The 22,184-nt window shown below is 43.5% G+C and carries 28 protein-coding genes and 1 riboswitch; of the genes, 7 read left to right on the forward strand and 21 right to left on the reverse strand.

Annotation, left to right across the window (positions count from 1 at the left end; translation table 11 throughout):
• Positions 1-2 precede the first annotated feature (2 nt).
• The 14 genes from accB to NST22_RS12420 form a co-directional block, all read right to left on the reverse strand.
• The gene (gene accB / locus NST22_RS12355; protein WP_003230252.1) at positions 3-482 is read right to left on the reverse strand and encodes an acetyl-CoA carboxylase biotin carboxyl carrier protein; all 480 of its coding nucleotides are present in this window, start codon (positions 480-482) and stop codon (positions 3-5) included.
• A gap of 155 nt (positions 483-637) precedes the next feature.
• Positions 638-1,294: a stage III sporulation ratchet engulfment protein SpoIIIAH gene (gene spoIIIAH / locus NST22_RS12360; RefSeq protein WP_003230250.1), complete on the reverse strand. Its 657-nt coding sequence runs from the start codon at positions 1,292-1,294 to the stop codon at positions 638-640.
• Entirely contained in the window at positions 1,295-1,984 is a 690-nt protein-coding gene (spoIIIAG, locus tag NST22_RS12365) for a stage III sporulation protein AG (RefSeq protein ID WP_003230248.1), read from the reverse strand. It lies immediately after the preceding gene.
• Positions 1,977-2,597 carry a stage III sporulation protein AF gene (gene spoIIIAF, locus NST22_RS12370; protein ID WP_003230233.1) on the reverse strand — a complete coding sequence of 207 codons (621 nt, stop codon included), beginning with the start codon at positions 2,595-2,597 and terminating at the stop codon, positions 1,977-1,979. Before spoIIIAF ends, spoIIIAG begins: the two co-directional genes overlap by 8 nt.
• Positions 2,598-2,610: 13 nt before the next feature.
• Entirely contained in the window at positions 2,611-3,810 is a 1,200-nt protein-coding gene (gene spoIIIAE / locus NST22_RS12375) for a stage III sporulation protein AE (RefSeq protein ID WP_003230230.1), read from the reverse strand.
• Between the two features lie 18 nt (positions 3,811-3,828).
• Entirely contained in the window at positions 3,829-4,230 is a 402-nt protein-coding gene (spoIIIAD, locus tag NST22_RS12380; RefSeq protein WP_003230228.1) for a stage III sporulation protein AD, read from the reverse strand.
• 6 nt (positions 4,231-4,236) lie between these two features.
• Positions 4,237-4,443 (reverse strand): stage III sporulation protein AC, encoded by a 207-nt coding sequence (spoIIIAC, locus tag NST22_RS12385; protein ID WP_003153142.1) that lies wholly within the window; start codon positions 4,441-4,443, stop codon positions 4,237-4,239.
• A gap of 22 nt (positions 4,444-4,465) precedes the next feature.
• Positions 4,466-4,981, reverse strand: coding sequence for a stage III sporulation protein SpoIIIAB (spoIIIAB, locus tag NST22_RS12390; RefSeq protein WP_003230227.1), 516 nt, complete (start codon positions 4,979-4,981; stop codon positions 4,466-4,468).
• Positions 4,975-5,898 (reverse strand): stage III sporulation protein AA, encoded by a 924-nt coding sequence (gene spoIIIAA / locus NST22_RS12395; RefSeq protein ID WP_003230226.1) that lies wholly within the window; start codon positions 5,896-5,898, stop codon positions 4,975-4,977. Before spoIIIAA ends, spoIIIAB begins: the two co-directional genes overlap by 7 nt.
• Before the next feature lie 75 nt (positions 5,899-5,973).
• On the reverse strand, positions 5,974-6,255 hold the full coding sequence (locus NST22_RS12400) for a YqhV family protein (RefSeq protein ID WP_004398639.1): 282 nt from the start codon (positions 6,253-6,255) through the stop codon (positions 5,974-5,976).
• A gap of 144 nt (positions 6,256-6,399) precedes the next feature.
• Complete coding sequence (efp, locus tag NST22_RS12405; protein WP_003226377.1) at positions 6,400-6,957, reverse strand: elongation factor P; 558 nt, start codon at positions 6,955-6,957, stop codon at positions 6,400-6,402.
• Positions 6,958-6,981: 24 nt separating this feature from the next.
• On the reverse strand, positions 6,982-8,043 hold the full coding sequence (gene papA, locus NST22_RS12410) for an aminopeptidase PapA (protein WP_003230224.1): 1,062 nt from the start codon (positions 8,041-8,043) through the stop codon (positions 6,982-6,984).
• Complete coding sequence (aroQ, locus tag NST22_RS12415) at positions 8,040-8,486, reverse strand: type II 3-dehydroquinate dehydratase (protein WP_003230223.1); 447 nt, start codon at positions 8,484-8,486, stop codon at positions 8,040-8,042. The genes papA and aroQ overlap by 4 nt, the downstream gene beginning before the upstream one ends.
• Before the next feature lie 86 nt (positions 8,487-8,572).
• Entirely contained in the window at positions 8,573-9,109 is a 537-nt protein-coding gene (locus NST22_RS12420) for a YqhR family membrane protein (RefSeq protein ID WP_003230222.1), read from the reverse strand.
• A 226-nt stretch (positions 9,110-9,335) separates the two neighbouring features.
• On the opposite strand from NST22_RS12420, the gene NST22_RS12425 reads away from it, so the two are divergent.
• The gene (locus tag NST22_RS12425; protein WP_003230221.1) at positions 9,336-10,292 is read left to right on the forward strand and encodes a DUF1385 domain-containing protein; all 957 of its coding nucleotides are present in this window, start codon (positions 9,336-9,338) and stop codon (positions 10,290-10,292) included.
• A gap of 39 nt (positions 10,293-10,331) precedes the next feature.
• Positions 10,332-10,727 (forward strand): SA1362 family protein, encoded by a 396-nt coding sequence (locus NST22_RS12430; protein WP_003226367.1) that lies wholly within the window; start codon positions 10,332-10,334, stop codon positions 10,725-10,727.
• On the opposite strand, the gene NST22_RS12435 is transcribed toward NST22_RS12430, so the two are convergent.
• The 3 genes from NST22_RS12435 to lipM form a co-directional block, all read right to left on the reverse strand.
• Positions 10,724-11,599, reverse strand: coding sequence for a patatin-like phospholipase family protein (locus tag NST22_RS12435; RefSeq protein ID WP_003230220.1), 876 nt, complete (start codon positions 11,597-11,599; stop codon positions 10,724-10,726). The genes NST22_RS12430 and NST22_RS12435 overlap by 4 nt on opposite strands.
• A gap of 125 nt (positions 11,600-11,724) precedes the next feature.
• A complete protein-coding gene (mntR, locus tag NST22_RS12440; RefSeq protein WP_003236923.1) occupies positions 11,725-12,153 on the reverse strand; it encodes a transcriptional regulator MntR in 429 nt (142 codons plus the stop codon).
• A 99-nt stretch (positions 12,154-12,252) separates the two neighbouring features.
• The gene (lipM, locus tag NST22_RS12445; RefSeq protein WP_004398586.1) at positions 12,253-13,089 is read right to left on the reverse strand and encodes an octanoyltransferase LipM; all 837 of its coding nucleotides are present in this window, start codon (positions 13,087-13,089) and stop codon (positions 12,253-12,255) included.
• 190 nt (positions 13,090-13,279) lie between these two features.
• Between lipM and NST22_RS12450 the strand changes: the two genes are divergently transcribed.
• Complete coding sequence (locus NST22_RS12450; RefSeq protein WP_004398485.1) at positions 13,280-13,660, forward strand: rhodanese-like domain-containing protein; 381 nt, start codon at positions 13,280-13,282, stop codon at positions 13,658-13,660.
• Positions 13,661-13,694: 34 nt separating this feature from the next.
• On the opposite strand, the gene gcvPB is transcribed toward NST22_RS12450, so the two are convergent.
• Genes gcvPB through gcvT form a run of 3 tightly spaced genes read right to left on the reverse strand, consistent with a single transcriptional unit; the run spans position 13,695 to position 17,618 of the window.
• Positions 13,695-15,161 carry an aminomethyl-transferring glycine dehydrogenase subunit GcvPB gene (gcvPB, locus tag NST22_RS12455; protein WP_003230209.1) on the reverse strand — a complete coding sequence of 489 codons (1,467 nt, stop codon included), beginning with the start codon at positions 15,159-15,161 and terminating at the stop codon, positions 13,695-13,697.
• Positions 15,154-16,500, reverse strand: a complete 1,347-nt coding sequence (gene gcvPA / locus NST22_RS12460) for an aminomethyl-transferring glycine dehydrogenase subunit GcvPA (protein WP_003230207.1) — start codon at positions 16,498-16,500, stop codon at positions 15,154-15,156. Before gcvPA ends, gcvPB begins: the two co-directional genes overlap by 8 nt.
• Positions 16,501-16,529: 29 nt before the next feature.
• Positions 16,530-17,618 (reverse strand): glycine cleavage system aminomethyltransferase GcvT, encoded by a 1,089-nt coding sequence (gcvT, locus tag NST22_RS12465; protein WP_003230205.1) that lies wholly within the window; start codon positions 17,616-17,618, stop codon positions 16,530-16,532.
• A 171-nt stretch (positions 17,619-17,789) separates the two neighbouring features.
• Positions 17,790-17,891: riboswitch (glycine riboswitch) on the reverse strand.
• Between the two features lie 168 nt (positions 17,892-18,059).
• Here gcvT and NST22_RS12470 point away from each other — a divergent pair.
• From NST22_RS12470 to sinR, 4 genes are all read left to right on the forward strand, one after another.
• Positions 18,060-19,733: an SNF2-related protein gene (locus NST22_RS12470; protein ID WP_003230203.1), complete on the forward strand. Its 1,674-nt coding sequence runs from the start codon at positions 18,060-18,062 to the stop codon at positions 19,731-19,733.
• 20 nt (positions 19,734-19,753) lie between these two features.
• Positions 19,754-20,548, forward strand: a complete 795-nt coding sequence (locus NST22_RS12475) for a YqhG family protein (protein ID WP_003230200.1) — start codon at positions 19,754-19,756, stop codon at positions 20,546-20,548.
• A 182-nt stretch (positions 20,549-20,730) separates the two neighbouring features.
• Positions 20,731-20,904, forward strand: a complete 174-nt coding sequence (locus NST22_RS12480; RefSeq protein WP_003230187.1) for an anti-repressor SinI family protein — start codon at positions 20,731-20,733, stop codon at positions 20,902-20,904.
• A 33-nt stretch (positions 20,905-20,937) separates the two neighbouring features.
• Positions 20,938-21,273: a transcriptional regulator SinR gene (gene sinR / locus NST22_RS12485; RefSeq protein ID WP_003226345.1), complete on the forward strand. Its 336-nt coding sequence runs from the start codon at positions 20,938-20,940 to the stop codon at positions 21,271-21,273.
• 92 nt (positions 21,274-21,365) lie between these two features.
• Here the strand turns inward: sinR and tasA are convergent, their stop codons facing one another.
• Positions 21,366-22,151, reverse strand: coding sequence for a biofilm matrix protein TasA (tasA, locus tag NST22_RS12490; RefSeq protein WP_003230183.1), 786 nt, complete (start codon positions 22,149-22,151; stop codon positions 21,366-21,368).
• Positions 22,152-22,184: the final 33 nt, after the last annotated feature.

A 22,184-nucleotide genomic window follows, 5' to 3' on the forward strand; every position in this document is an offset into this window, starting at 1 on the left:
CCTTACTCCGCTTTTACAAGAAATAGAGGTTGTCCGTATTCGACCAGCTGGCCGTTTTCTACTAATACTTCAACGATTTCGCCTTTCACTTCTGCTTCGATTTCGTTGAAAAGCTTCATCGCTTCTACAATGCAGACAACTGTGTTTTCATTTACTTTTGAACCGGCTGTTACATACGGGCCAGCTTCCGGTGATGAAGAAGCATAAAATGTTCCTACCATTGGTGAAGTGATTTTATGCAGATTCTCATCTTGCTTTGGTGCTTCTTGGGCAGGTGCCGCTGCTTGCTGCGCTTGCGGCTGAACTGCCTGCGGAGCCTGTGCTTGTACAGGTGCTGCCGGTGCCTGCTGCATGACTTGAACCGTGCCTGCTTCGTGTTTTTTCAGTTTTAAGGATACACCTTCATTTTCATATACGAATTCGTCAATTGTAGACTCGTCAATTGCTTTAATCAGCTCGTGGATTTCTTTGATATTTAACATTCAATCGCACTCCTATGTATGAAATTTCTTTTTTTATAGGTTACTACTAAAAGTACATACTATGTTCATCTTACAGGAGCGGACTTTTGAATTCAACTCTAATATGACAGCAACGCAAAAAGCCCGCTTGTTTAGCGGGCTTTTTTCCCTCATTCTTATTTAGAGGGTTCAAATGTGACAGCGACATCTTTCATTGTTTTGATTTCTTTTGCCACAAGGTCTATAATGGCTGTCGCCTTCGATTTAGAGTGTTTGTCTGATTTGACTGTAATATTGATTTTATCTCCTTCAGCATTAACAAGCGCATCCTCGTAACCTTGTGTTTTAATCAGCGTTTCCAGCTGTTTTTCTGTTCCTTCCACTTCACTGAGAGCCGTCATTTTATCGTATGCTTCGCTTTTCTCCTTGGCTGTTGCATCATCGCTTGACACAATGGCATTCAGCTCTTCTCTTTCTTTGCTTCTGGCATCTTCTAAATCAAGACGGTACGTTGTAAACAAATCATCATCGGCTGTTTCCGTAACAACAGTTCCTTTTTCACTGGCTTCAGCGGATGTTTCCTTGTCTGCTGATGAATCTTTCGTTCCCTTTGTTCCATCTTCTTTTCCTTTTTCAGTTTCTGTACCGCTTTTTTCCTTCGTGTCTTGCTTGGCAGGCGCTTTTTCAGTTGCGACCTCTCCGCTGTCAGACGCGCTTTTTTCACTTTGCATCTGCACGGCGTTTTTGCTTTCCGGCGACATGATATAGTAGACGCTTAACACCACGACAAGACTGAGCATTGTTAATAGCCAAACGGTTTGTTTTTTAAGCATTTATGAATCCTCCTTTATTTTTTTAGGGGCAACCGCAACCCGGTGGCTTGGAACATCCAGGACCCGTGTCACCGCTTCGATAATGGTTTGTTTTATTTGAACGTTGTCCACTCCTTGAGCAACAACGAGTACACCGCGTATATCAGGTTTTTTCGTTTGGACGACGACAGGTGTTTCTTTATCGCCGTTTTTGATCATGACGATTTCTTCCTCCGATGATTGGTCTGTAACGCTTCTTTTTCCGCCTTCTTTGTCAGTTTCTTCAGTGGTTGTATTTTTGTTTGATTTGTTTTTTTCGTATACTTTCAGCGACGTTGCATCTACATTCACGACAACCGAGACATCGTCCACACCAATGATTGTTTCAAGAATTTCTTTCAGTTGATTTTCGTATTCTTTTTCATAGTCATCGATCGAGTCTTTAGGTTTATCAGATTTTGAGGCTTTAAACACTTCGGCTGTTTTCTCTTTGCTGTCTGCGGAATGTTGTGATGATACGGCCGTTATCGTTTTGGCGTTTTCAGTTTTCTCAGGTGAAGAAAACAGCTGGCTGACAAGCATAAAGGAAACTCCGAGAACAAAAACGAATAGAAAGTAATGATATTTGGTCAGCTTCGGCTTTTCGCCGTCCTTCGTTTGTCCCGGAAGAAACTGCTTTTTCAATACATTCCATAATCCGTTTTTATTCATTGCCGACACTCTCCCCGCCTTCCATATGAACCGTAATTTTCTCACTTCCGATTTCCCAAATGTCCGCGAGCTGCGTTTGTATCTGTTTGGCTTCTTTTTGTTCGGCTGCTTCTTTTGTTACGTATGCATGATCTGTATCAATGTGGACCGGCGCGACCGTTTGGACCGTTTTTTCAGAAGACGGGGCCATATACACGCTGATTGTTTTAATATCCTCTTCTGAATCTACCTTTTCTCCTGCCGTGAGTTTGATGCGGCCTACTTTATATTCATCATGACTGAATCTCTCCTCCGCTTTCTTTTTTAGTTGGACAGCCATTTCTTCTAGAATATATGCGCGCTGGGAAGCTTGTATTTCTATTTTTTTTGAATTGATTTGATTTTTTATGTCGGCAGACTCTGACTGCCCGTTTTTTGTGAGGTATTCAAAGATGACTTCGGGGTCTGTCTTGAAAAGTTTAAAAATCGGCGTAAGCATGACGACAATCAAGAGCAGGCTGACTACCATTTTTGCGTACTTTTGCATGCTGGAGCTCGGCAGCAGCATATCAATCACAATTGCAAATAGGATAAACAACACGATGGTGGTAAGCCATTCCGTTAAAAAACTCATTTGCCTGCCTCCTTCATTTCATCATCATCGTGAGGTTTCCGGCTGTGATTATGACAGTAAGGCTTAAAAAAAACATGAGAGACACAATGGCGAGAGCTGCAAAAATATAAATGACGCTTTTGCTGATGACGTCGAGGCAGGTGATGACGGGCCCGCCTCCTAGCGGCTGAAGAATCGCGGCTGCCAGCTTATAAATAAAAGCGAGGGAAAGCACTTTGATTGCCGGAAATGCCGCAATACAGATCAAAATAGCGACACCGAGAATCCCTACCGTATTTTTCAGCAGTAAAGAGGCGCTGATTACTGTATCTGTTGCGTCTGTAAACATTCGGCCAAGCACAGGAATAAAATTTCCGGTTATAAATTTAGCCGTCCTGAGCGTAATGCCGTCTGTCACTGCAGCTGACGCTCCCTGAACAGAGATGACGCCGAGAAAGATGGTAAGAAAAACAGCCAGTGCTCCGATGGCGATATTTCTGAGCAGGTTAGCCAGCTGCGTTACTTTGTATTGTTCAGTCATCGTGCTGACAATGCTCAGAATCGCTGATAAAAAAATCAGCGGCATGACGATATTCTGAATCAAGAGACCGCTCGTGTTCATCAGGAAGAGGATAACAGGATGAAAGAAGGCAGCAGATACAGCTCCGCCTGAGGAAGCCAAAAGCGCCAAGAGGAGCGGAATGAGCGCCAGGATAAAGCTGGTCATCGTCTGAATCGCCTCAGTTGCATAGTTAATTGCCACATGAAAGCTATTAAGCGCAAGGATAATCAGCACCATGTACACAATTGAGTAAGCGACCTTACTGACGGTGCTTTGCTGAAAAGCATTTTGCAAAAGCTGCAGAATGACGCAAAAAATCGTGAGCAAAATCAATGTGCCCAGCAGCTTTCCGTTGGCAAGCACTTCATGAAACAAATAAGAAAAGAGAGCTTTCAGCCATTCTTGCGGTGAGAATGATTTATCGCCATTGATAAACTCCATTAAGCTGCCTTTTTGGCTTTCCGGCAGCAGTCCGCCGTATTCTGTCATAATGTCATTCCAAAATTCCCCGATCTTATCTGTTTCAAGCGAGGCTGCTGTCCTTTCCGCTAATTGCTCGGCTGTTTCAGCATGGTCTTCCGTTTGTTCTGCATTACCAGCTGCTTGTACAATTTCTGCACGGCCTGCTATGATCAGCACGGCCAAAAGCAAAACCCATTGAAAGCGCTTCAATCTACCGCCTCCTTTCGGTTATGACATAGAAGGTATAAGTCCGAGAATCGTTTCGATAATGACGGTTAAAATAGGCACAGCCATTACGAGTATTAAAATTTTCCCCGCCAATTCTATTTTCGAGGCGATGGCTCCTTGACCGGCATCTTTTGTGAGCTGTGCCCCGAATTCAGCAATATAGGCGATTCCGATAATCTTTAAAATGGTTTCAACATAGACCATGTTGACATTTGCATTAATCGCAATTTTTTCTATCATTCGAATAATGTCGTAGATTTGGTCTACCAAATAAAGAAAAATGGCACATCCGGCAAAAACGACGATTAAAAACGCAAAAGTCGGCTTTTGTTCTTTTACAATTAAAGAAAGGAAGGTGGCGATCAGCCCTAAACCTACAATTTGAACAATGTCAATCTGCAAGCCCCCCTATCCTTGGAATAAAAACACAGCTTTTATCTTTTTAAATAGGTCATCTACAATCGTGGCGACCATAAATAAAATATAGATAAAACCTAACAGCGTCACCCACTGAGCATATTCTTTCTTGCCCATCTGATCCAATATCGTGTGTAAAAAAGCGACCACGATTCCCACTCCGGCGATTTGAAATATGACATTCACGTCTACTCCCATTTTATTTTTGCTCCCCTCACGTTTACATCAATAGAAGAATGAGTAACAAGCCCGCTAAAAAGCCCAAACTTTTTATCATCTTTTCGTTTTTCGCTTGCGCCTGCTCAGCATCCGCTTCTGAGGCTTCCAAATGTGTCAGCGCCAGCTTGATGTGCTTTTGCTGAGAGATTCGATCATGAATCCCAAGCGTCTCGCCAAACTGCTTCAGCACTTCGTATTCGCTTTTTTTCAAAGACAGGGTGTCCCATACCTTCTTTAAGCTTTGCTCCCACGCCGTTTTCGCGGAATCACTTCCCTTGTCCAGCTGATCACTGAATGCGGAAAAAAGAGTTGAAACAGGCTGTGCGAGCTGTTTGGCAATCTGCTGTGAAGCAGTATGAAGCGGTGTATGGCCGTACATGATTTCAGCCTCGAGGGATTGAAGCGCCGCACGCAGCTGGCGGATTTGCCGCGGCCGTTCTGTATAAATCTTCGCCATCTCAAAACCTGTCCATGTTGTCGCTACCACAATGAATACAGCGCCCAGCAGCTTCAGCATGTTTTCACGCCCGTCGTCCTAGACAGCACATTTCCGTCTTTGTCATAAATTTGGCTCACTGTGCCCGGCCCTTTTGCTCTTGATAATTCCAAATAGCGGTCAAAGGCTCTTTCTTCCCACAAACGCTTCAATGAAGGCCGCTTCATCAGGTCGGATATACTCCAGCCATGCGCCGATACGATTACTGAAACACCGGCATGCAGCGCCTCCAGAAGTGCATCTGTATCTTCCATACGCCCGATTTCATCGACAATCATCACCTCAGGGCTCATGGATCGAATCATCATCATCAGCCCTTCAGCTTTTGGACAGGCGTCTAACACGTCAATTCTCTGACCAAATTGATGCTGCGGAATACCGCGAAGACATCCGGCAATCTCTGACCGTTCATCGACGATCCCTGTCTTTACGGGCAGCATGTTTTTTTTGCCGGTGCTTGAGAGCCTCGCAAGGTCCCGGAGAAGTGTTGTTTTGCCGGTTTGGGGCGGTCCGATAATCAGCGTATTCAGCCAGCTGTTTTGATATAAGTATGGAAGCAGCGGCTCCGCAATCCCCAGCTTTTGCCGGGCAATTCGTATATTAAAAGATGCGATGTCACGGAGGCCTTTCACACCTCCGTTTTCCGTAATGACTCTGCCCGCCAGTCCGACTCTGTGGCCGCCTCTGATCGTGACATACCCTTTCTTCAGCTCTTCTTCAAGTGTATACATACTATAGTTGCTGAGCCGGCTCAGGATCAGATGGGCATCCTCGGCCGTGCCCGCATAGGACAAATAAACAGGTTGTCCTCTTCGAATCAATTCAACAGGGCGGTTGATCCGAATTCTGACTTCTTCGATTTCCAGCCATTGTTGTTCCGGTATTTCAGAAAGGGCGTTTTTCATGGATTCAGGGAGAACCTCAGCGATTTCATTCAACAGAGCCTCCTCCTTTCTACCGATTGGCTTCTTTAAAATGTATGATGTGAGGCAGACTTTATGACAAGCCTCTCTTTATTTATGAACACCCGCCAAAATCAAGACAACACCCGTAAAAATCAGAATCAGCTTTGCATACGAAAGCTGCCCGGCAATTTGGTAGATTCCGACAGTCATTGTAATGATAAAAATCAACGGACCGACAATAGCGAGAATGCTGTTAACCACAACCGCCTTCCGGACATCGTTGGTCACAAGCATGACAATTGCTGCCGTCAGCTCAATCATAGAGGATAAAACTCGTAATCCCGCCATTGTTAAAACAGTAGAATTGATATTTCCAAGTAAAAATTTCATAGCACTCTCCCAACCTCCCATTTTTTTATATGATATGCTCTAGCTTGCTGAAGTAGTCTTGTCATTTTCGTATAAAAGAAAGATTCTGTTTTTGGGCACAAAAAAAGCCTGCTCCCATTTGGGAACAGACTTCTTTTTTTCTTTCTATGCTCTTGAAACGTAAGAACCGTCTGATGTATTGACAACAAGTGTGTCGCCTTCATTCACAAAGAACGGCACGTTTACAACAAGCCCGGTTTCAGTTTTCGCAGGTTTTGTACCGCCTGACGCTGTATCACCTTTAATACCAGGTTCAGTTTCAACAACTTTCAGCTCAACTGTGTTTGGAAGTTCGATACCAAGTGTTTCATCCTGGTACATCATGATATGCACAGACATGTTTTCTAGCAGGTATTTTAATTCTTCTTCGATTTGAGTTGCGCTCAGTTCAAGCTGCTCATAAGAAGAAGTATCCATAAATACGTGCTGATCTCCGTTTGCATATAGATATTGCATTGTTTTGGTTTCGATTTGCGCTTTCGCTACTTTTTCACCAGCGCGGAATGTTTTTTCCTGAATCGCGCCAGTGCGAAGGTTGCGGAGTTTAGAGCGGACAAATGCCGCACCTTTTCCAGGTTTTACGTGCTGGAAGTCAACGACGCGCCAAATGCCGCCATCTACTTCAATTGTTAATCCTGTACGGAAATCGTTAACTGAAATCATGTTTAATGTCCTCCTATATTCCAATCACAAAATAATAAGTTCTTTTGGGGAATGGGTGATTGTCCGGTTGCCGTTTTCTGTAATCACGATGTCATCTTCAATGCGGACACCGCCTGTTTCTGGTATGTAAATGCCCGGCTCCACTGTGACCACCATACCCGGTTCAAGGATAGCTGAAGATCTGACGGATAATCCCGGCGATTCATGAACTTCCATGCCGAGCCCGTGCCCGGTTGAATGGCCGAAATAGTCACCGTAGCCTTTTGCAGCAATATGATCCCTTGTGAGGGCGTCAGCCTCTTTTCCTGTCATTCCCGGCTTAATATGTGCGACGCCAAGCGCCTGAGCATCAAATACAACCTGATAGATCTCCTTCAATTGATCACTGGGCTGACCTACAGCGACCGTCCGGGTAATATCAGAACAATATCCTTTATAATAAGCGCCAAAATCAAGCGTAACAAGGTCTCCGCTTTCAATCAGTTTGTCACTGGCCACACCGTGCGGAAGGCTTGAACGAAGGCCTGAGGCGACAATCATATCAAAAGAAGAGCTGTCTGCTCCCTGGCTTCTCATATAAAACTCCAGCTCATTGGCAACAGCGATTTCAGAAATGCCGGGTTTCATAAACGTCAAGATATGTCTGAAGGCATCATCTGCAATCTTCGCAGCTTCCTCTAATATCTTAATCTCTTCACTAGACTTAATCAAGCGCAACTTTTCCACGGATTCAGCCACAGGCACTAATTCGGCATCACTGATAACGGCGCTGTATGAAGCGTAAGTGCCATATGTCATGCTGTTCTGTTCAAAGCCGAGACGCTTGATGCCAAACGATTCAACAGTGTCGGCAGTGGTCTGAATCAAGCTGCCGCCATGTTCAATGATCTCAAAACCCTTTACCTGAACCTTCGCCTGCTCAGTATAACGAAAATCCGTAATAAACGCTGCTTTGTCACCCGATATAACAGCCAAACCCGCCGAACCTGTAAACCCTGTCATATAGCGTACATTAGTGTTGCTTGTAATCAGCATGCCGTCAATTCCCAGCTGTCCAAACAGGTTTCTTAATTTCTCTAGCTTCATCTTGATTCTCCCCCTTGCTGGCTTAATAAGTAGCGAACAGCAAGCTTGTAGCCTTCAGCTCCAAGACCGACAATCTGCCCTTTCGCAACAGGAGCGATAACCGACTGATGCCTGAATTCTTCCCTGGCGTATAAGTTTGATAAATGCACCTCTACCACAGGAAGACTGATGCTTGAAACAGCATCCCTGATCGCATAGCTGTAATGACTCAGGGCGCCGGGGTTCAGAACAATCCCGCTGTATTGCTCCTCAGCCTCATGTATCGCATCTATCAAATCACCTTCGTGATTAGACTGGAAGAAAGTGAGCTGGATATGTAAGGCTTCAGCAAACTGAAAAAGATCTGTTTCAATATCGGTCAGTGTCTGGCGGCCGAATACTTCAGGCTCACGACTCCCAAGCCGGTTAACATTCGGTCCGTTCAAAATCAAAAAATGAGGCACACAATCTCTCCTTTTCGCGAGGGTTTCTCATGTAAAAAATGTTCACTTCTCGTGAACATTTTATCATACTGGAAAAGGATTATACACTATTCTCTATGCATTCCCAGCGCACGTGCAAGCTTTTCCGAATTCAGCTCATTGTATTCAAATGAAATAGAATACCCGACAAACAGCCCGTAAAGCAAATAAATGCAAATGGTCGTAATAATTGTATCTGATGTCAGTTCGGTCACCGTGCGCACATCTGGAAAAATCGGATTAAAAACAAAAAACACGAGCAGCCAAAGCACCAAGCCGTATAAAATACCCGGCCACATTGTTTTTAAACGTTTCAATAGAAGAAAATAAAGAAATGCTGCGCCAATTGAAATTACTCCAATCAAAATGATGCTGATTACCGTTCCCAGCCCATGTTTTTTCCACTCTCCGAGTACAAACGGCTGCAATATCATATTCGGGCTGATTTCGGAAAAATGAAACAAATATGCGATATAAGCAACGAAACTCCAAAGTACGCCTCCGCAAAAACCTGTTGCCGCCACCCTGCCGGCCATTGAAACAGGCGGCTTTTGCTTCTCATTCAATTCTTCATTTTGTTCTGTATCTTTTTCGCTTGTCATCATGGCACCTCCAGTTAAAGTGTGCCCAAAAAATGAAATGTCAATAAAAAAGCTCACACTTTTTGGCAGCTGCGAGTAAAATTTGAAAATAACGGGTATAATGCATGTAGAAAAAGCAAGGCTATGGCAATTTTTTCAGCCTGTCAATCTAGAGGTTTAGCGCTGTTTCCTGTACAATAGAGTGAAAGGAAATGGTTAGCAATCCTAAAGAAATAGGCAGGTTGATAATATGTCAAAACATAAAGTTCCGCCCGCTTACGGCGGGCAGGCTGTTGTGGAAGGCGTTATGTTTGGCGGAAAGCATCATTACGTTACAGCCATCAGAAGAACGGATGGAAGCATTGACTTTTTTAAGCTTCCACGCAAACACAACCCGAAACTGAACATCGTGAAAAAGATACCGTTTTTACGGGGGATCGCGGCCATTATCGAAGCGAGTGCAAACGGCACAAAGCATTTGAATTTTTCAAGCGAACGTTACGGGCTCGATCCATCTGAAGACGAGACACTTGAGCAGGAAGAAAAAAAATCCTCTGGGCTGTCTATGTATCTCAGCCTCGCAGTTATAGGCGTCCTATCATTTTTGTTCAGTAAATTCGTATTTACATTGGTTCCAGTTTTCTTAGCGGAACTGACAAGGCCGATTTTTTCCTCGAACACAGCGCAAATCGCGATTGAAAGCCTGTTTAAGTTGATTTTGCTGCTCGGTTACATCTATTTTTTGTCCATGACACCGCTTATTAAAAGAGTGTTTCAATATCATGGAGCCGAACATAAAGTCATAAACTGTTATGAACAGAATTTGCCAATTACTGTGGAGAATGTCCAAAACCAATCTCGGCTTCATTACCGCTGCGGATCAAGCTTTATTTTATTTACGATTATTGTCGGCATGTTTGTTTATTTACTCGTTCCGACAGATCCGCTTTGGCTGCGTGTTATAGATCGTGTCGCACTGATACCGGTCGTGCTTGGTATATCCTTTGAAGTTCTGCAGCTGACAAACAAAGTGCGTGACATTCCCGGTCTGAAATTACTTGGGTACCCGGGACTTTGGCTTCAGCTGTTAACCACAAAGGAACCTAAGGATGAACAGGTTGAAGTTGCCATCGAAAGCTTTAACGAACTTCTCAGACTCGAAGCATTGTCTGAGCAAAATCAGAAGCCTTCTCACAACGTCATCTAAAATCCGTTGCCCTGCTATTACTTTCGGAGGTGGACAGTTATGAATCATCGTGTACAACCTATTATTGCTGTATTAATTGCGCTGGGAGCGTTCGGTTTCCTCTATGTGCTGGTAACCAATCCCGGAGAAATGGCAAAAATGGCGGTAACCGTCATCGTGGCAGGTATCATTATTTATTTTATTGTGAAATATGTAATGAATCGAAATGCGGGCAGCGAAGGAGCAGCCTTCAAAAAAGCGGCGAAACAATCACGGCGCCGGATGAAAGAACAAAAAGCAAAACACCGCGCCGGACATAAGGGACGTGTCAGCCACCTGCGAAGCGTTCCGAGCGCCAGCAAGCCTAAGCCGATGATTCTCAAGAAAAAAAGCCAGACTCAGCTGACTGTTATAGAAGGGAAAAAAAATAAAAAGAAAAACAGAGCGCTTTTTTAATAGGTCCACTGCTTTAAAAACAGCTCTGTCCGTCTTTTACCTAGCTCAATCAGGGCTAGTTTTTTTTGTTGTGTTAAATGAAAATCAGTGGCCATTACGTCATCAACAGGGAGAAAAATGATATTTTGTTCATAGCGTGACGCAATGTGCCTTGCGTCATGAGCATCCTTCATCGTTTCAAACAGGGCGCCGAACAGTTCAAAAGCGTTGCGGATATTTTTTTTCGGACGCTCTCTTTCACGCGGCGCAAGCGTGACACCGATCACAGGGCGCTTTCTTTCCTTTGAAAACAGCCAGATTGGAAAATTGCTTAACACGCCTCCGTCGACAACCGTGGCGGTGCCTGTGTCCGTTTTTAATTTTATCGGTTCAAAGAAATACGGAATGCTGCAGCTCATTCTGACCGCTCTGGCAACCGGGAACATATCTGGATTTAACCCGTAACGGGCCAAATCGTCCGGCAAAACAATCATGGTGCCGTTTGTCAGATCAGAAGCAATAAGGCGCAGAGACCCTTTCTGCAAATCGCCGAAAACCCTTATGCCTTTCGCTCTTAACAGATCAGCAATCCATTTTTCTATCGTATCGCCTTTGTATAAGCCAAGACGCCAGTAGATGGACACCCACTGGAGCATCTTTAAGGGGAGAAATGAGTACCTCTGATCCAGCAATTTCTCTCCGTCCACTTCTTCAATTAAAGCGTGGATTTCCTTACTGGTGTAACCTGACGCAATGAAAGCGGCAATAATGGCGCCGGCGCTTGTACCCGCAACTCTTTTAAAGCGGAAGCCTTTTTCCTCAAGCACTTCATAAGCGCCTGCGAGCGCAATGCCTTTTACTCCTCCGCCGGAAAACACACCGTCAATATACATCTCATTCCCTCCCCCTCCATCCGATCGTTTATTACCATTTTAAGAAAACACGCGAAGAAATAGACCAACGAATGACGGGTGGCGTCAGCGTATCAAAAAAGACGGCCTCCTTCGAGACCGCCTTTTTACTGATTATGATGTTCTGTTTTCTTTTGGATTGATTTCAGATCTTTTTTACGGGCATCATCTTCTTCAAAATATTGAACAAGATCCCCGATGCGATCAATACTGTTCCAGCTTAAATGATGTTCGATTCCTTCGACATCGTTATATATTTTCTCTTCATCAACACCAATGATTCTTAAAAACTGCTCAAGCAATTCATGTCTGTATACCAGCCGTTTGCCTATTTTTTTCCCTTTAGACGTTAACACGAGACCGCGATATTTTTCATAAATTAAATATTCGTCTTTATCTAGTTTTTGAACCATTTTTGTTACAGAGGAGGGATGGACTGCCAATGCTTCCGCGATATCGGAAACTCGTGCATATCCTTTTTCTTCAATCAGCATATAAATCTGTTCAATATAATCTTCCATACTTGGTGTTGTCATCGAAACCCTCCCAAAAAGCACCTTAACTTTATAAACCATTACAAGTTTACACTAATGAACTTGAAAAAACAAGGATGCTCCGCGGGTCAAAAGCCCTGTTTACCGCTTATAATTCCATTCATCTGAAGCGTACTTTGTTTCAGCCAAGTGATGAACAAAATCAAGCTCTTCCTGAGAAAGTTCATATGGCTCCAAATGAATGTTAAGACCTGTTTCAAATCCTTCTTTAAAGGCTTTACGAGCCTCATCCATCGTCACCCGCTTTTCGATGAGTTCATTAATGGCAACCGCTTTATTTTTGAAATTGCGCTGCATCCGCTCTCTTACTCTTTCACTTGGATATAAGAACAGATCGAACAGCTTGTCCTCATCTAAATCAAGAAGAATGGAGCCATGCTGAAGAATCACACCTTTTTGTCTCGTTTGCGCGCTTCCCGCCACCTTGCGCCCCTCAACCACTAGTTCATACCACGAAGGCGCGTCAAAACAAACAGATGACCGCGGATTTTTTAAGCTTTCTTTTTCTTTTTCAGTTCTCGGGATGGCAAAGTAAGCGTCCAGACCGAGATTTCTAAAGCCTTGAAGTATGCCTTCTGAAATAACCCGGTAAGCCTCAGTAACAGTCGCCGGCATCTCGGGGTGCTCTTCCGAAACAATTACGCTGTATGTCAGTTCCTGATCGTGCAGCACACCTCTCCCGCCGGTCGGGCGTCTGACGAATCCGAGATTATATTTATGTACTGCTTCAAAATTGATTTCCTTTTTAATATTTTGAAAATACCCTACAGAAAGTGTCGCCGGATTCCAGCCGTAAAAACGGATAACCGGGGGGATTTTCTTTTCGCTGTGCCAATATAAAAGCGCTTCATCAAGCGCCATATTGAATGCAGGACTTGCATTGCCTGAGTCTATAAACCGCCAAGTTTCTTTTTGCATTTTAAGACCTTCCTTACCGTTTTAATAGAATCAGTTTATCAAACTGTCGGGAAAATGAAAAATATTTTAGTTCCATTATAGATGACAATCACGCTGTGCTTTACTATAATAGTATTTGTCGAAAACGGCTCTATGACCTTGTTTTATGAAGCAGGGTTTTGATTTTATATGCTAAAGGAGTAGAATCACATTGTCTAATATGATCGTTTTGATTATTTTTGCTGCATTTATCATCTATATGATTGCTTCATATGTCTATCAGCAGCGAATTATGAAAACACTTACCGAAGAAGAATTCCGCGCGGGTTACCGCAAAGCGCAGCTTATTGATGTTCGTGAGCCAAATGAGTTTGAGGGCGGACATATTTTAGGCGCCCGCAACATCCCGCTTTCCCAGCTGAAACAGAGAAAAAATGAGATCCGTACGGACAAGCCTGTTTACCTGTACTGCCAAAACAGTGTCCGCAGCGGACGCGCGGCACAAACCCTGCGCAAAAACGGCTGCACTGAGATTTACAACCTAAAAGGCGGCTTTAAAAAATGGGGCGGAAAGATTAAAGCGAAGAAATAAAGCAAACAGCTGTCTGGTAGACAGCTGTTTTTATTTATCTTTCTTCCGCCTCGTATCTGAGCACTGGGTGTCTCGCCGCTTTTGTTTCATCCATTCTTTTTACAATCGTTGTATGCGGGGCCTCCTGAACAAGCTCCGGATTCTCCTCCGCTTCTTTTGCGATTTGAATCATAGCATCAATAAACGCGTCCAGTGTTTCCTTTGATTCGGTCTCTGTCGGCTCGATCATGATGCATTCTTCAACATTAAGCGGGAAATAAATCGTCGGCGGATGATAGCCGAAATCAAGGAGCCGTTTTGCAATATCAAGCGTACGCACTCCCAGCTTTTTCTGCCGCTTCCCTGATAATACAAATTCATGCTTGCAATGGCGGTCAAACGGAAGATCGTAATAAGGCGCGAGTTTTCTCATCATATAATTGGCGTTTAACACTGCGTTCTCAGTAACAGCCTTTAATCCGTCAGGCCCCATGGAGCGAATATACGTATACGCTCTCACATTAATGCCAAAGTTGCCGTAATACGGCTTCACACGGCCGATCGCATGAGGGCGGTCATAATCAAACGTAAAGCGCCCTTCTTTTTTGACTAAAACTGGCTTTGGCAAATAAGGAATCAGATCTTGTTTTACGCCGACAGGGCCTGAGCCGGGGCCTCCGCCGCCATGAGGGCCTGTGAATGTTTTATGCAGGTTGAGGTGCACCACGTCAAATCCCATATCACCAGGTCTCGCCTTGCTTAAAACGGCATTTAAATTAGCGCCGTCATAATACAGTTTCCCCCCCGCTTGGTGTACAATTTCCGCCATCTCTGTAATCTGCTCCTCAAACAAGCCGAGCGTGTTCGGATTCGTCAGCATAAGAGCTGCAGTTTCTTCATTCACTGCTCTTTTTAAATCCTCTAAATCAACAAGCCCTTTTTCATTCGATTTCACCGTAACGGTTTCAAAGCCTGCTACTGTTGCTGATGCAGGATTCGTCCCATGCGCGGAATCAGGGACAATGACCTTCGTCCGCTTGAAATCCCCGCGAGCTTCATGATAGGCACGGATCATCATCAGCCCCGTCCATTCGCCGTGCGCTCCGGCAGCAGGCTGAAGCGTAACCTCATCCATTCCCGTTATTTCTTCAAGGTGTTTGCTTAAATCATATAAAAGCTCTAATGCGCCTTGCACCGTGTCTTCATCCTGAAGAGGATGAATCGCAGCAAAACCAGGAATACGTGCGATTTTTTCATTGATTTTCGGATTATATTTCATCGTGCAAGAACCGAGAGGATAAAAACCGGAATCCACCCCGTGATTGCGTTTGGACAGCGCTGTATAATGGCGCATGATGTCCAGCTCTGAAACCTCCGGCAGCGCTGCGTCTTCGTCACGAATATAGGTGTCTGACAAGAGGTCCCCCAATTCGATTTCCGGTACATCGAGCTCCGGCAGACTATAGCCGATTCGGCCTTCTCTTGAAAGTTCAAAAATAAGTGCCTGGTCCTGATTACTCATGGCGATCCCCCAATTCCTGAATGAGTGCGTCAATTTCTTCTTTTGTTCTCAGCTCTGTTACAGCAATCAGCATATGGCAGTCCAGCTCTGGATACGTCAACCCAAGATCATATCCGCCAATCATGCCTTTTGCCAGCAAACGCTTGTTCACAGCTCTCACCGGCTCATCCAGTTTGATGACAAATTCATTAAACATCGGCCCGTCAAACATAACAGTAAGGCCTGCTTTTTTTGCTTCTTGCTTTGCATAGTTGGCTTTTAAGAGATTTTGGCGGGCTATATCTTTTACGCCGTTTTTTCCGAGAGCAGTCATGGCCACTGATGCTGCCAGCGCATTTAAAGCTTGGTTCGAGCATATATTTGATGTTGCTTTATCCCGGCGGATATGCTGCTCCCTGGCTTGCAGGGTAAGCACAAAGCCTCTTTTTCCGTTTTCGTCTTCCGTTTGTCCGACGAGACGGCCCGGCACCTTTCTCATTAATTTTTTAGTAACGGCAAAAAAGCCGCAATGCGGGCCGCCGTATGCTGAAGGAATGCCGAAAGGCTGCGCATCACCGACGACGATATCAGACTGAAACTTGCCCGGCGGAGTGAGAAGACCTAGCGCCAGCGGGTTGGCTGAAACAATAAACATGGATTTCCCTTGATGAGCGATAGGCTCAATATCCTTTAGCGGCTCGATCCTGCCGAAAAAATTCGGGTACTGAACGATCACTGCGGCTGTGTTCTCGCAAACGGTTTGGCGCAATGCATCAAGATCCGTAACGCCATCCGCAGCGGGTACTTCAACAACATCAATATACTGACCTTTTGCGTAAGTTTTCAGCACCTCTCGCGATTCAGGATGCACGGTTTTTGACACAACAATTTTTTTCTTTTTCGTGTGGCCTGAAGCAAGCATTGCTGCTTCTGCCAAGGCTGTTCCGCCGTCATACATCGAGGAGTTGGCGATATCCATGCCTGTCAGTTCACAGATCATCGTTTGGAATTCAAAAATAGCCTGGAGCTCTCCTTGTGAAATCTCTGGCTGATAAGGCGTATATGCGGTATAAAACTCAGAGCGCGAAATGACATGATCCACAATGACAGGCTGATAGTGGTCATATACACCCGCTCCTAAGAAAGAAGCGTATTGTACGGTATCACGATTTTTAGAGGCCAGCTTTGTCAGTTCTCTTGTTAATTCTGTCTCTGATTTCGCTTTTTTGATTTGATGCTCTTTTTTATATTTGACGTTTTCCGGTATATCAGCAAATAAATCATCGATGCTGCTTACGCCGATAGTAGCAAGCATCTCCTGTTTATCCTTTTCTGTTGCGGGCAAATAACGGTGCTTCATGTGTTGTCTCCTCTCTCCAAGAAAAAATATTAGCGTTTATAAAATGGTGTTTTGACAACCTTTGCTTTCACTAATTTTTTGCGTATCTCTACATCTACAACAGTCCCGATCTCACTCGTTTCCGAATCAATTAAGGCAAGGCCGACGTTTTTTCCTAATGTCGGTGACTGCGTGCCGGTTGTCACCTTTCCGACAGACTTGCCATTTTGGAAAACCTCATATCCGTGCCGCGGTATCCCTTTTTCAATCATTTCGAGACCGACAAGTTTGCGCTTCGCTCCGTTTTCTTTTTGTTCACTCAATACTGACTTACCAAAAAAGTCAGACTCCTTTTTGTGCTTTACAGCAAAGCCTATACCTGCTTCAATCGGTGTAATATCCCGGGTCAGCTCCTGACCGTAGAGCGGGAGCTTCGCTTCAAACCGGAGTGTATCACGTGCACCGAGACCGCATGGAATCAATCCGTATGCATCCCCTGCATCGATGATTTTTTCCCAAATATGCATAGCATCATCACTGCGGCAGTAAATTTCATACCCGTCTTCTCCCGTATAGCCAGTGCGTGAAATAAGTGCTTTGCGGCCGCTGATATCGGCTTCATCAATAAACGCAAACGGCTTTAATGCAGACACATCCGCATCTGTCAGATTTTTCAAGACCGCTTCTGCTTTCGGTCCCTGTACAGCCAAGAGCGCGATTTGGTCTGACTGATTGTCAATCTGTACATCACCTGCTGCATGTTCTTTCATCCAAGCCAAGTCTTTATCTATATTAGAAGCATTAATGACAAGCAGATAGCGGTTCTCTCCTTTTTGATAGATAAGCAAATCATCGACGGTTCCGCCATCCGGGTAACACATCGCTGTATATTGAGCACGGCCTGGCGTTAATGCGGAAACATCATTTGTCATCAATCTTTGCAAAAAAGACAGACTGTCGTTTCCTGACACTTCGACTTCTCCCATATGAGATACATCAAACAAACCGGCTGCAGTTCGGACAGCCTCGTGTTCTTTTTTTATAGAAGAAAATTGAACAGGAAGCTCCCAGCCTCCGAAATCAATCGTTTTTCCTCCATATTCCTTATACAGGTCAAATAACGGCGTTCTGTTCAGCATCTAATTCCTCCCCTTTATCAACGGCGCAGCTAAAAAACATACAAAAAAGGACAGAGAAACACCTCATGTAAAATGAAGGTTCTCTGTCCTGGCACCTGAAAGTTTACTTTGCATACGCAAAGACGTCCCCTTTGGTGGTTTGCGCATCCGCACAAACACTCTCCAGAGTTGCGTCGAGCAAGAGTTCTTTTGCCTGAGAGATTCACTCCGCAGTTTGCTCCTTCGGCGCCTGTATCCCGAGGTTTTCGGTCAGGTCTCTCCCCTTGCTGTCATTCGCTCATATTTTCATGCTGTTATGGACATACTATAGCAATATCTTACATCAAATACATACTCATATCCTACCATCATCACTATATGCTGGGCAACAGCAATTTGGGCAGATTTTTCTTATATTATTCATCTTAAGAATCGAAGAATAAGAAAGGCGGTTTCAAAGCAATGAATACAGAAATGATCTACGATGCAAAATGGCCTGAAGAATTTGCTGAAAGACTGAAAAACGATGGCCCTTGGGCAAACTGGGAACTGTACAAGCTCTCTGCAGAAATCCAGAAAACATTAGCAATTCCAGATTTTGAAGGCTTACGGGCTCCTTTATATCTGCCTTCCTTTACGCCGCTCCCCCACCAGCTTGAAGTGGCGCAAAAAGTGGTTGAAAAAATGAACGGGAAAGCGATTTTAGCAGATGAGGTTGGTCTCGGAAAAACGGTTGAAGCTGGACTGATTCTAAAAGAATATATGATTCGCGGATTAGCAAAAAAAATTTTGATCCTTGTGCCCGCTTCCCTTGTGTCACAGTGGGTCAAAGAGCTTCAGGAAAAATTTTTGATTCCGGCTGTTGAACAAAAGAAAAGCTATGTGTGGGAGCAATGCGATATTGTCGTCTCATCAATAGACACCGCGAAGCGCTCGCCCCATCGAGAAATCGTTCTGTCTATCCCATATGATCTTGTCATTATTGATGAGGCACACAAACTGAAAAATAGCAAAACGAAGAACTATGAATTTGTCCGGAATCTCGTAAAAAAATATTGCCTGCTTCTTACCGCGACGCCAATCCAGAACCGTATCGAAGAGATTTTCAATTTGGTGTCCTTATTAAAACCCGGCCATTTAGGCAGTCAGAATCACTTTCAGGAGGAGTTCGCCAAGAAGAAATCCAGTTTAGAAGCGCATGAACATTTAAAAGATCTTGTGAATAAAGTCATGATCCGTAACAGGCGGCATGATACAGGGCTGAATTGGAAACAGCGCCATGTTGAAACAGTGCCGATTCAATTTTCTCCATCAGAGCAGGCGCTTTATGATGAAATTTCTCGCTTGAAGGAAAGTATCAATAAACCAGCCAGCATGTTCTCGATTATGACCTTGCAAAGAGAATGCTGTTCGAGCAGAGAAGCGGTGTATATGACGCTGAAAAAGATGCTTGATCAAAAAGAGAAACAAGCACCTGCCATTGATGAGGATACGATTTCAGTTTTAATAGATCGCATCAATCAAGTGACACAAAATTCTAAAGCGCTTCAAGTCGTTGATTTAATCAAAAAGATTGACGATAAGGTCATCATTTTTACAGAATACCGGGCAACCCAGATTTATTTGCAGTGGTTTCTTCAGCAAAACGGCATCAGTTCTGTGCCGTTTAGAGGCGGATTTAAACGTGGAAAAAAAGACTGGATGAAGGATCTTTTCCGCGGAAAAATCCAAGTCCTTATTGCAACTGAAGCAGGCGGTGAGGGAATTAACCTGCAATTTTGCAATCACATGATCAACTATGACCTGCCATGGAATCCGATGCGGCTTGAGCAAAGAATCGGAAGAATTCACAGACTCGGGCAGGAGCGTGACGTGCATATTTATAACATGGCGACAAAACATACGGTGGAAGAGCATATTCTAAAGCTTTTATATGAAAAAATTCATTTGTTTGAAAAAGTGGTCGGTGAACTTGATGATATTTTAACGAAAATTCAAGTGAACAATTTTGAAGAGCATCTGCATGACATTTTGTATCACTCAGCAACAGAAGAAGAAATGAAAATAAAAATGGATAACTTAACCTCATTTTTGTCTTATAAAAAACAGCAGCCTGCTGAAAAAAGAGGATCTTAGCCTGTAAGGAGGTTTTATTAGTGAGACAGCAAGAGGTTCACGATTTTCTGCTGCGTTTTTTTCAAGCAAACAGCTGCCAAATCGTCGATCAAGGCTTAGGCTATATGACAGTGCAGCTTACAGTTGAAATGGACAAACAAATCATGAACCGCCCTTTCTACTGGCATTGGCGCGAGAAGACAGGCGGTGATCCGAATCCAATGAAAATCACTTTTATTACAGATAAAGAAAATGCGCCAAAAGACCTAGATGGTGAATTTATATATTTTGGGGCCCCGCGTCTTTTTCAAATATTTAAAGCTGTTAAACAAAATGGGAGATTTACCAGAATGTATGAGAAAATTGAATCAGCCGGAGCTAAAGTCCCACTTCAGCCTTGGCTTGGTATAAATGTCACGATTTCATACCAGTCCGACATGAAAAAGGATAAGTTATTGTCACTAGGTCTTCACCTAGTCTCTGGAACGATAATTGAAGATTTTCAAAGCAAGCTGACCCAGTTTTCACTGACGTCTCAAATATGTGACTATTGCTTCACCATTTCACCTATGATCAAACCAGAAAGCGGACTTAAGCGTATGGAAAACTATATTTCCAAATCCGCTATGCAGGAGCCGTCCGACTGGGCGGAACAGGCGGTTAACAGGTGGAAGAATGATATGACATTGCTTGATAAGTTTTACGAGCATATAGAAGAAAAACCAGAAGAATACCATCTAGAAAAACAGGCGCTGAAAACCTTGTATCAACCAAAGATATCAGTTGAAATTGAAAATGGCGGATTGTTTTATCTGCAAAATAATATTTCAAGCTAACTTTTTTACTATTCGACATCATTCTCGTTTTTTTTGAGAAAATACGATTATAATAAAGGTATATTGGAAAAAAATTCTGGTGATTTAATGGCAAATGACTTCCAGAGACTAATGAAGCATACAATAAGTCATGGCCGGACTGGCTGAAATACATAAACAAGTATTTTAGGAGGAGAAACTGCATGAAGAATGCAAAACAAGAGCACTTTGAATTGGATCAAGAATGGGTTGAATTAATGGTGGAAGCCAAAGAGGCAAATATCAGCCCGGAAGAAATACGAAAATATTTACTTTTAAACAAAAAGTCTGCTCATCCTGGTCCGGCAGCCAGAAGTCATACCGTAAATCCTTTCTGAATGTGCTATAATATCACAAGGAAGGTGATGACATTGATTGGCCAGCGTATTAAACAATACCGTAAAGAAAAAGGCTACTCACTATCAGAACTAGCTGAAAAAGCTGGGGTAGCGAAGTCTTATTTAAGCTCAATAGAACGAAATCTACAAACGAACCCCTCCATTCAATTTCTCGAAAAAGTCTCCGCTGTTCTGGACGTCTCGGTTCATACTTTGCTCGATGAGAAACATGAAACCGAATACGATGGTCAATTAGATAGTGAATGGGAGAAATTGGTTCGCGATGCGATGACATCCGGGGTATCGAAAAAACAATTTCGTGAATTTTTAGATTATCAAAAATGGAGAAAATCCCAAAAAGAGGAGTAGTGCCTGAGCAGAGGCACTAACTCCTCTTTTGTCAATAACCATCGAGACGGCCCAGTATATGAATACTGGGCCGTCTCTTTTTATGGCTGTTATTAATTTTTATCCTCGCTGTGCGCTTTTTCATTTTCTTTCACATAACCGTCTTTATCAGTATGGTCCTTTTTGATTGTCAAGCCGTTCCACTGTGTAGCTTCGAACGAGAATTGAAGCTTAATGGAGTTGCCTTGATATTTATTTTGAACCATAAGCCCGTTTTCATCTTTTGTTTTATCATCTTTGAATTGGATTTCCATTTGAACCTGATCGAAGTCAGTTGGTGTTTTTGGAACACCATCATATTCAGGAGCGGTTTTACCGTCAATTGTTGCTACATTGACTTTACCGCTTGCATTTAAGAATTTAGGGTCAATTTGTTTTTTGATTTTTTCAGTAGCCGCTGCATCATTTTTAGCAGACATCAAATACAAGTCTTTAAGGTTCGCATCATCTAAAATAATGTTTTTCGGGTAACCATTGCCGCCCTCTTTTCCAACTGTCAACAATGTCACTTCAAACTGGCTGAGGAAATCTTCTGGAGATGTATTGCTGCCGCCGTTTGCTTTAAAATCTCCATAATTAAGCGCCATTAAAACTTCTTTGATCGCAAGTGATCCGTTATTTTCAAATTGGAAATCCTTTGTCAACTTATCTCCCGGCTTTAGATTTGATAAGTTCACACTCGCTGAATTCTCTTTAGCAGATAAATCAAGCGTACCTGATGCAAAAGTAGCATCCTTTGATTTAATGTCGTTAAATGCTGCCCATGTTCCTCCTCCAACTAAAGCTAATCCTAGTGCTGCAGAAGCAACTCCTAAACTCAATTTCTTTTTCATACCCATGGTAAACTCCCCTTTTATTGAATGATTTTATAT

This window comes from Bacillus sp. PS237 (assembly GCF_037963345.1).
In the GTDB taxonomy this organism is placed as follows: Bacteria; Bacillota; Bacilli; order Bacillales; family Bacillaceae; genus Bacillus; species Bacillus subtilis.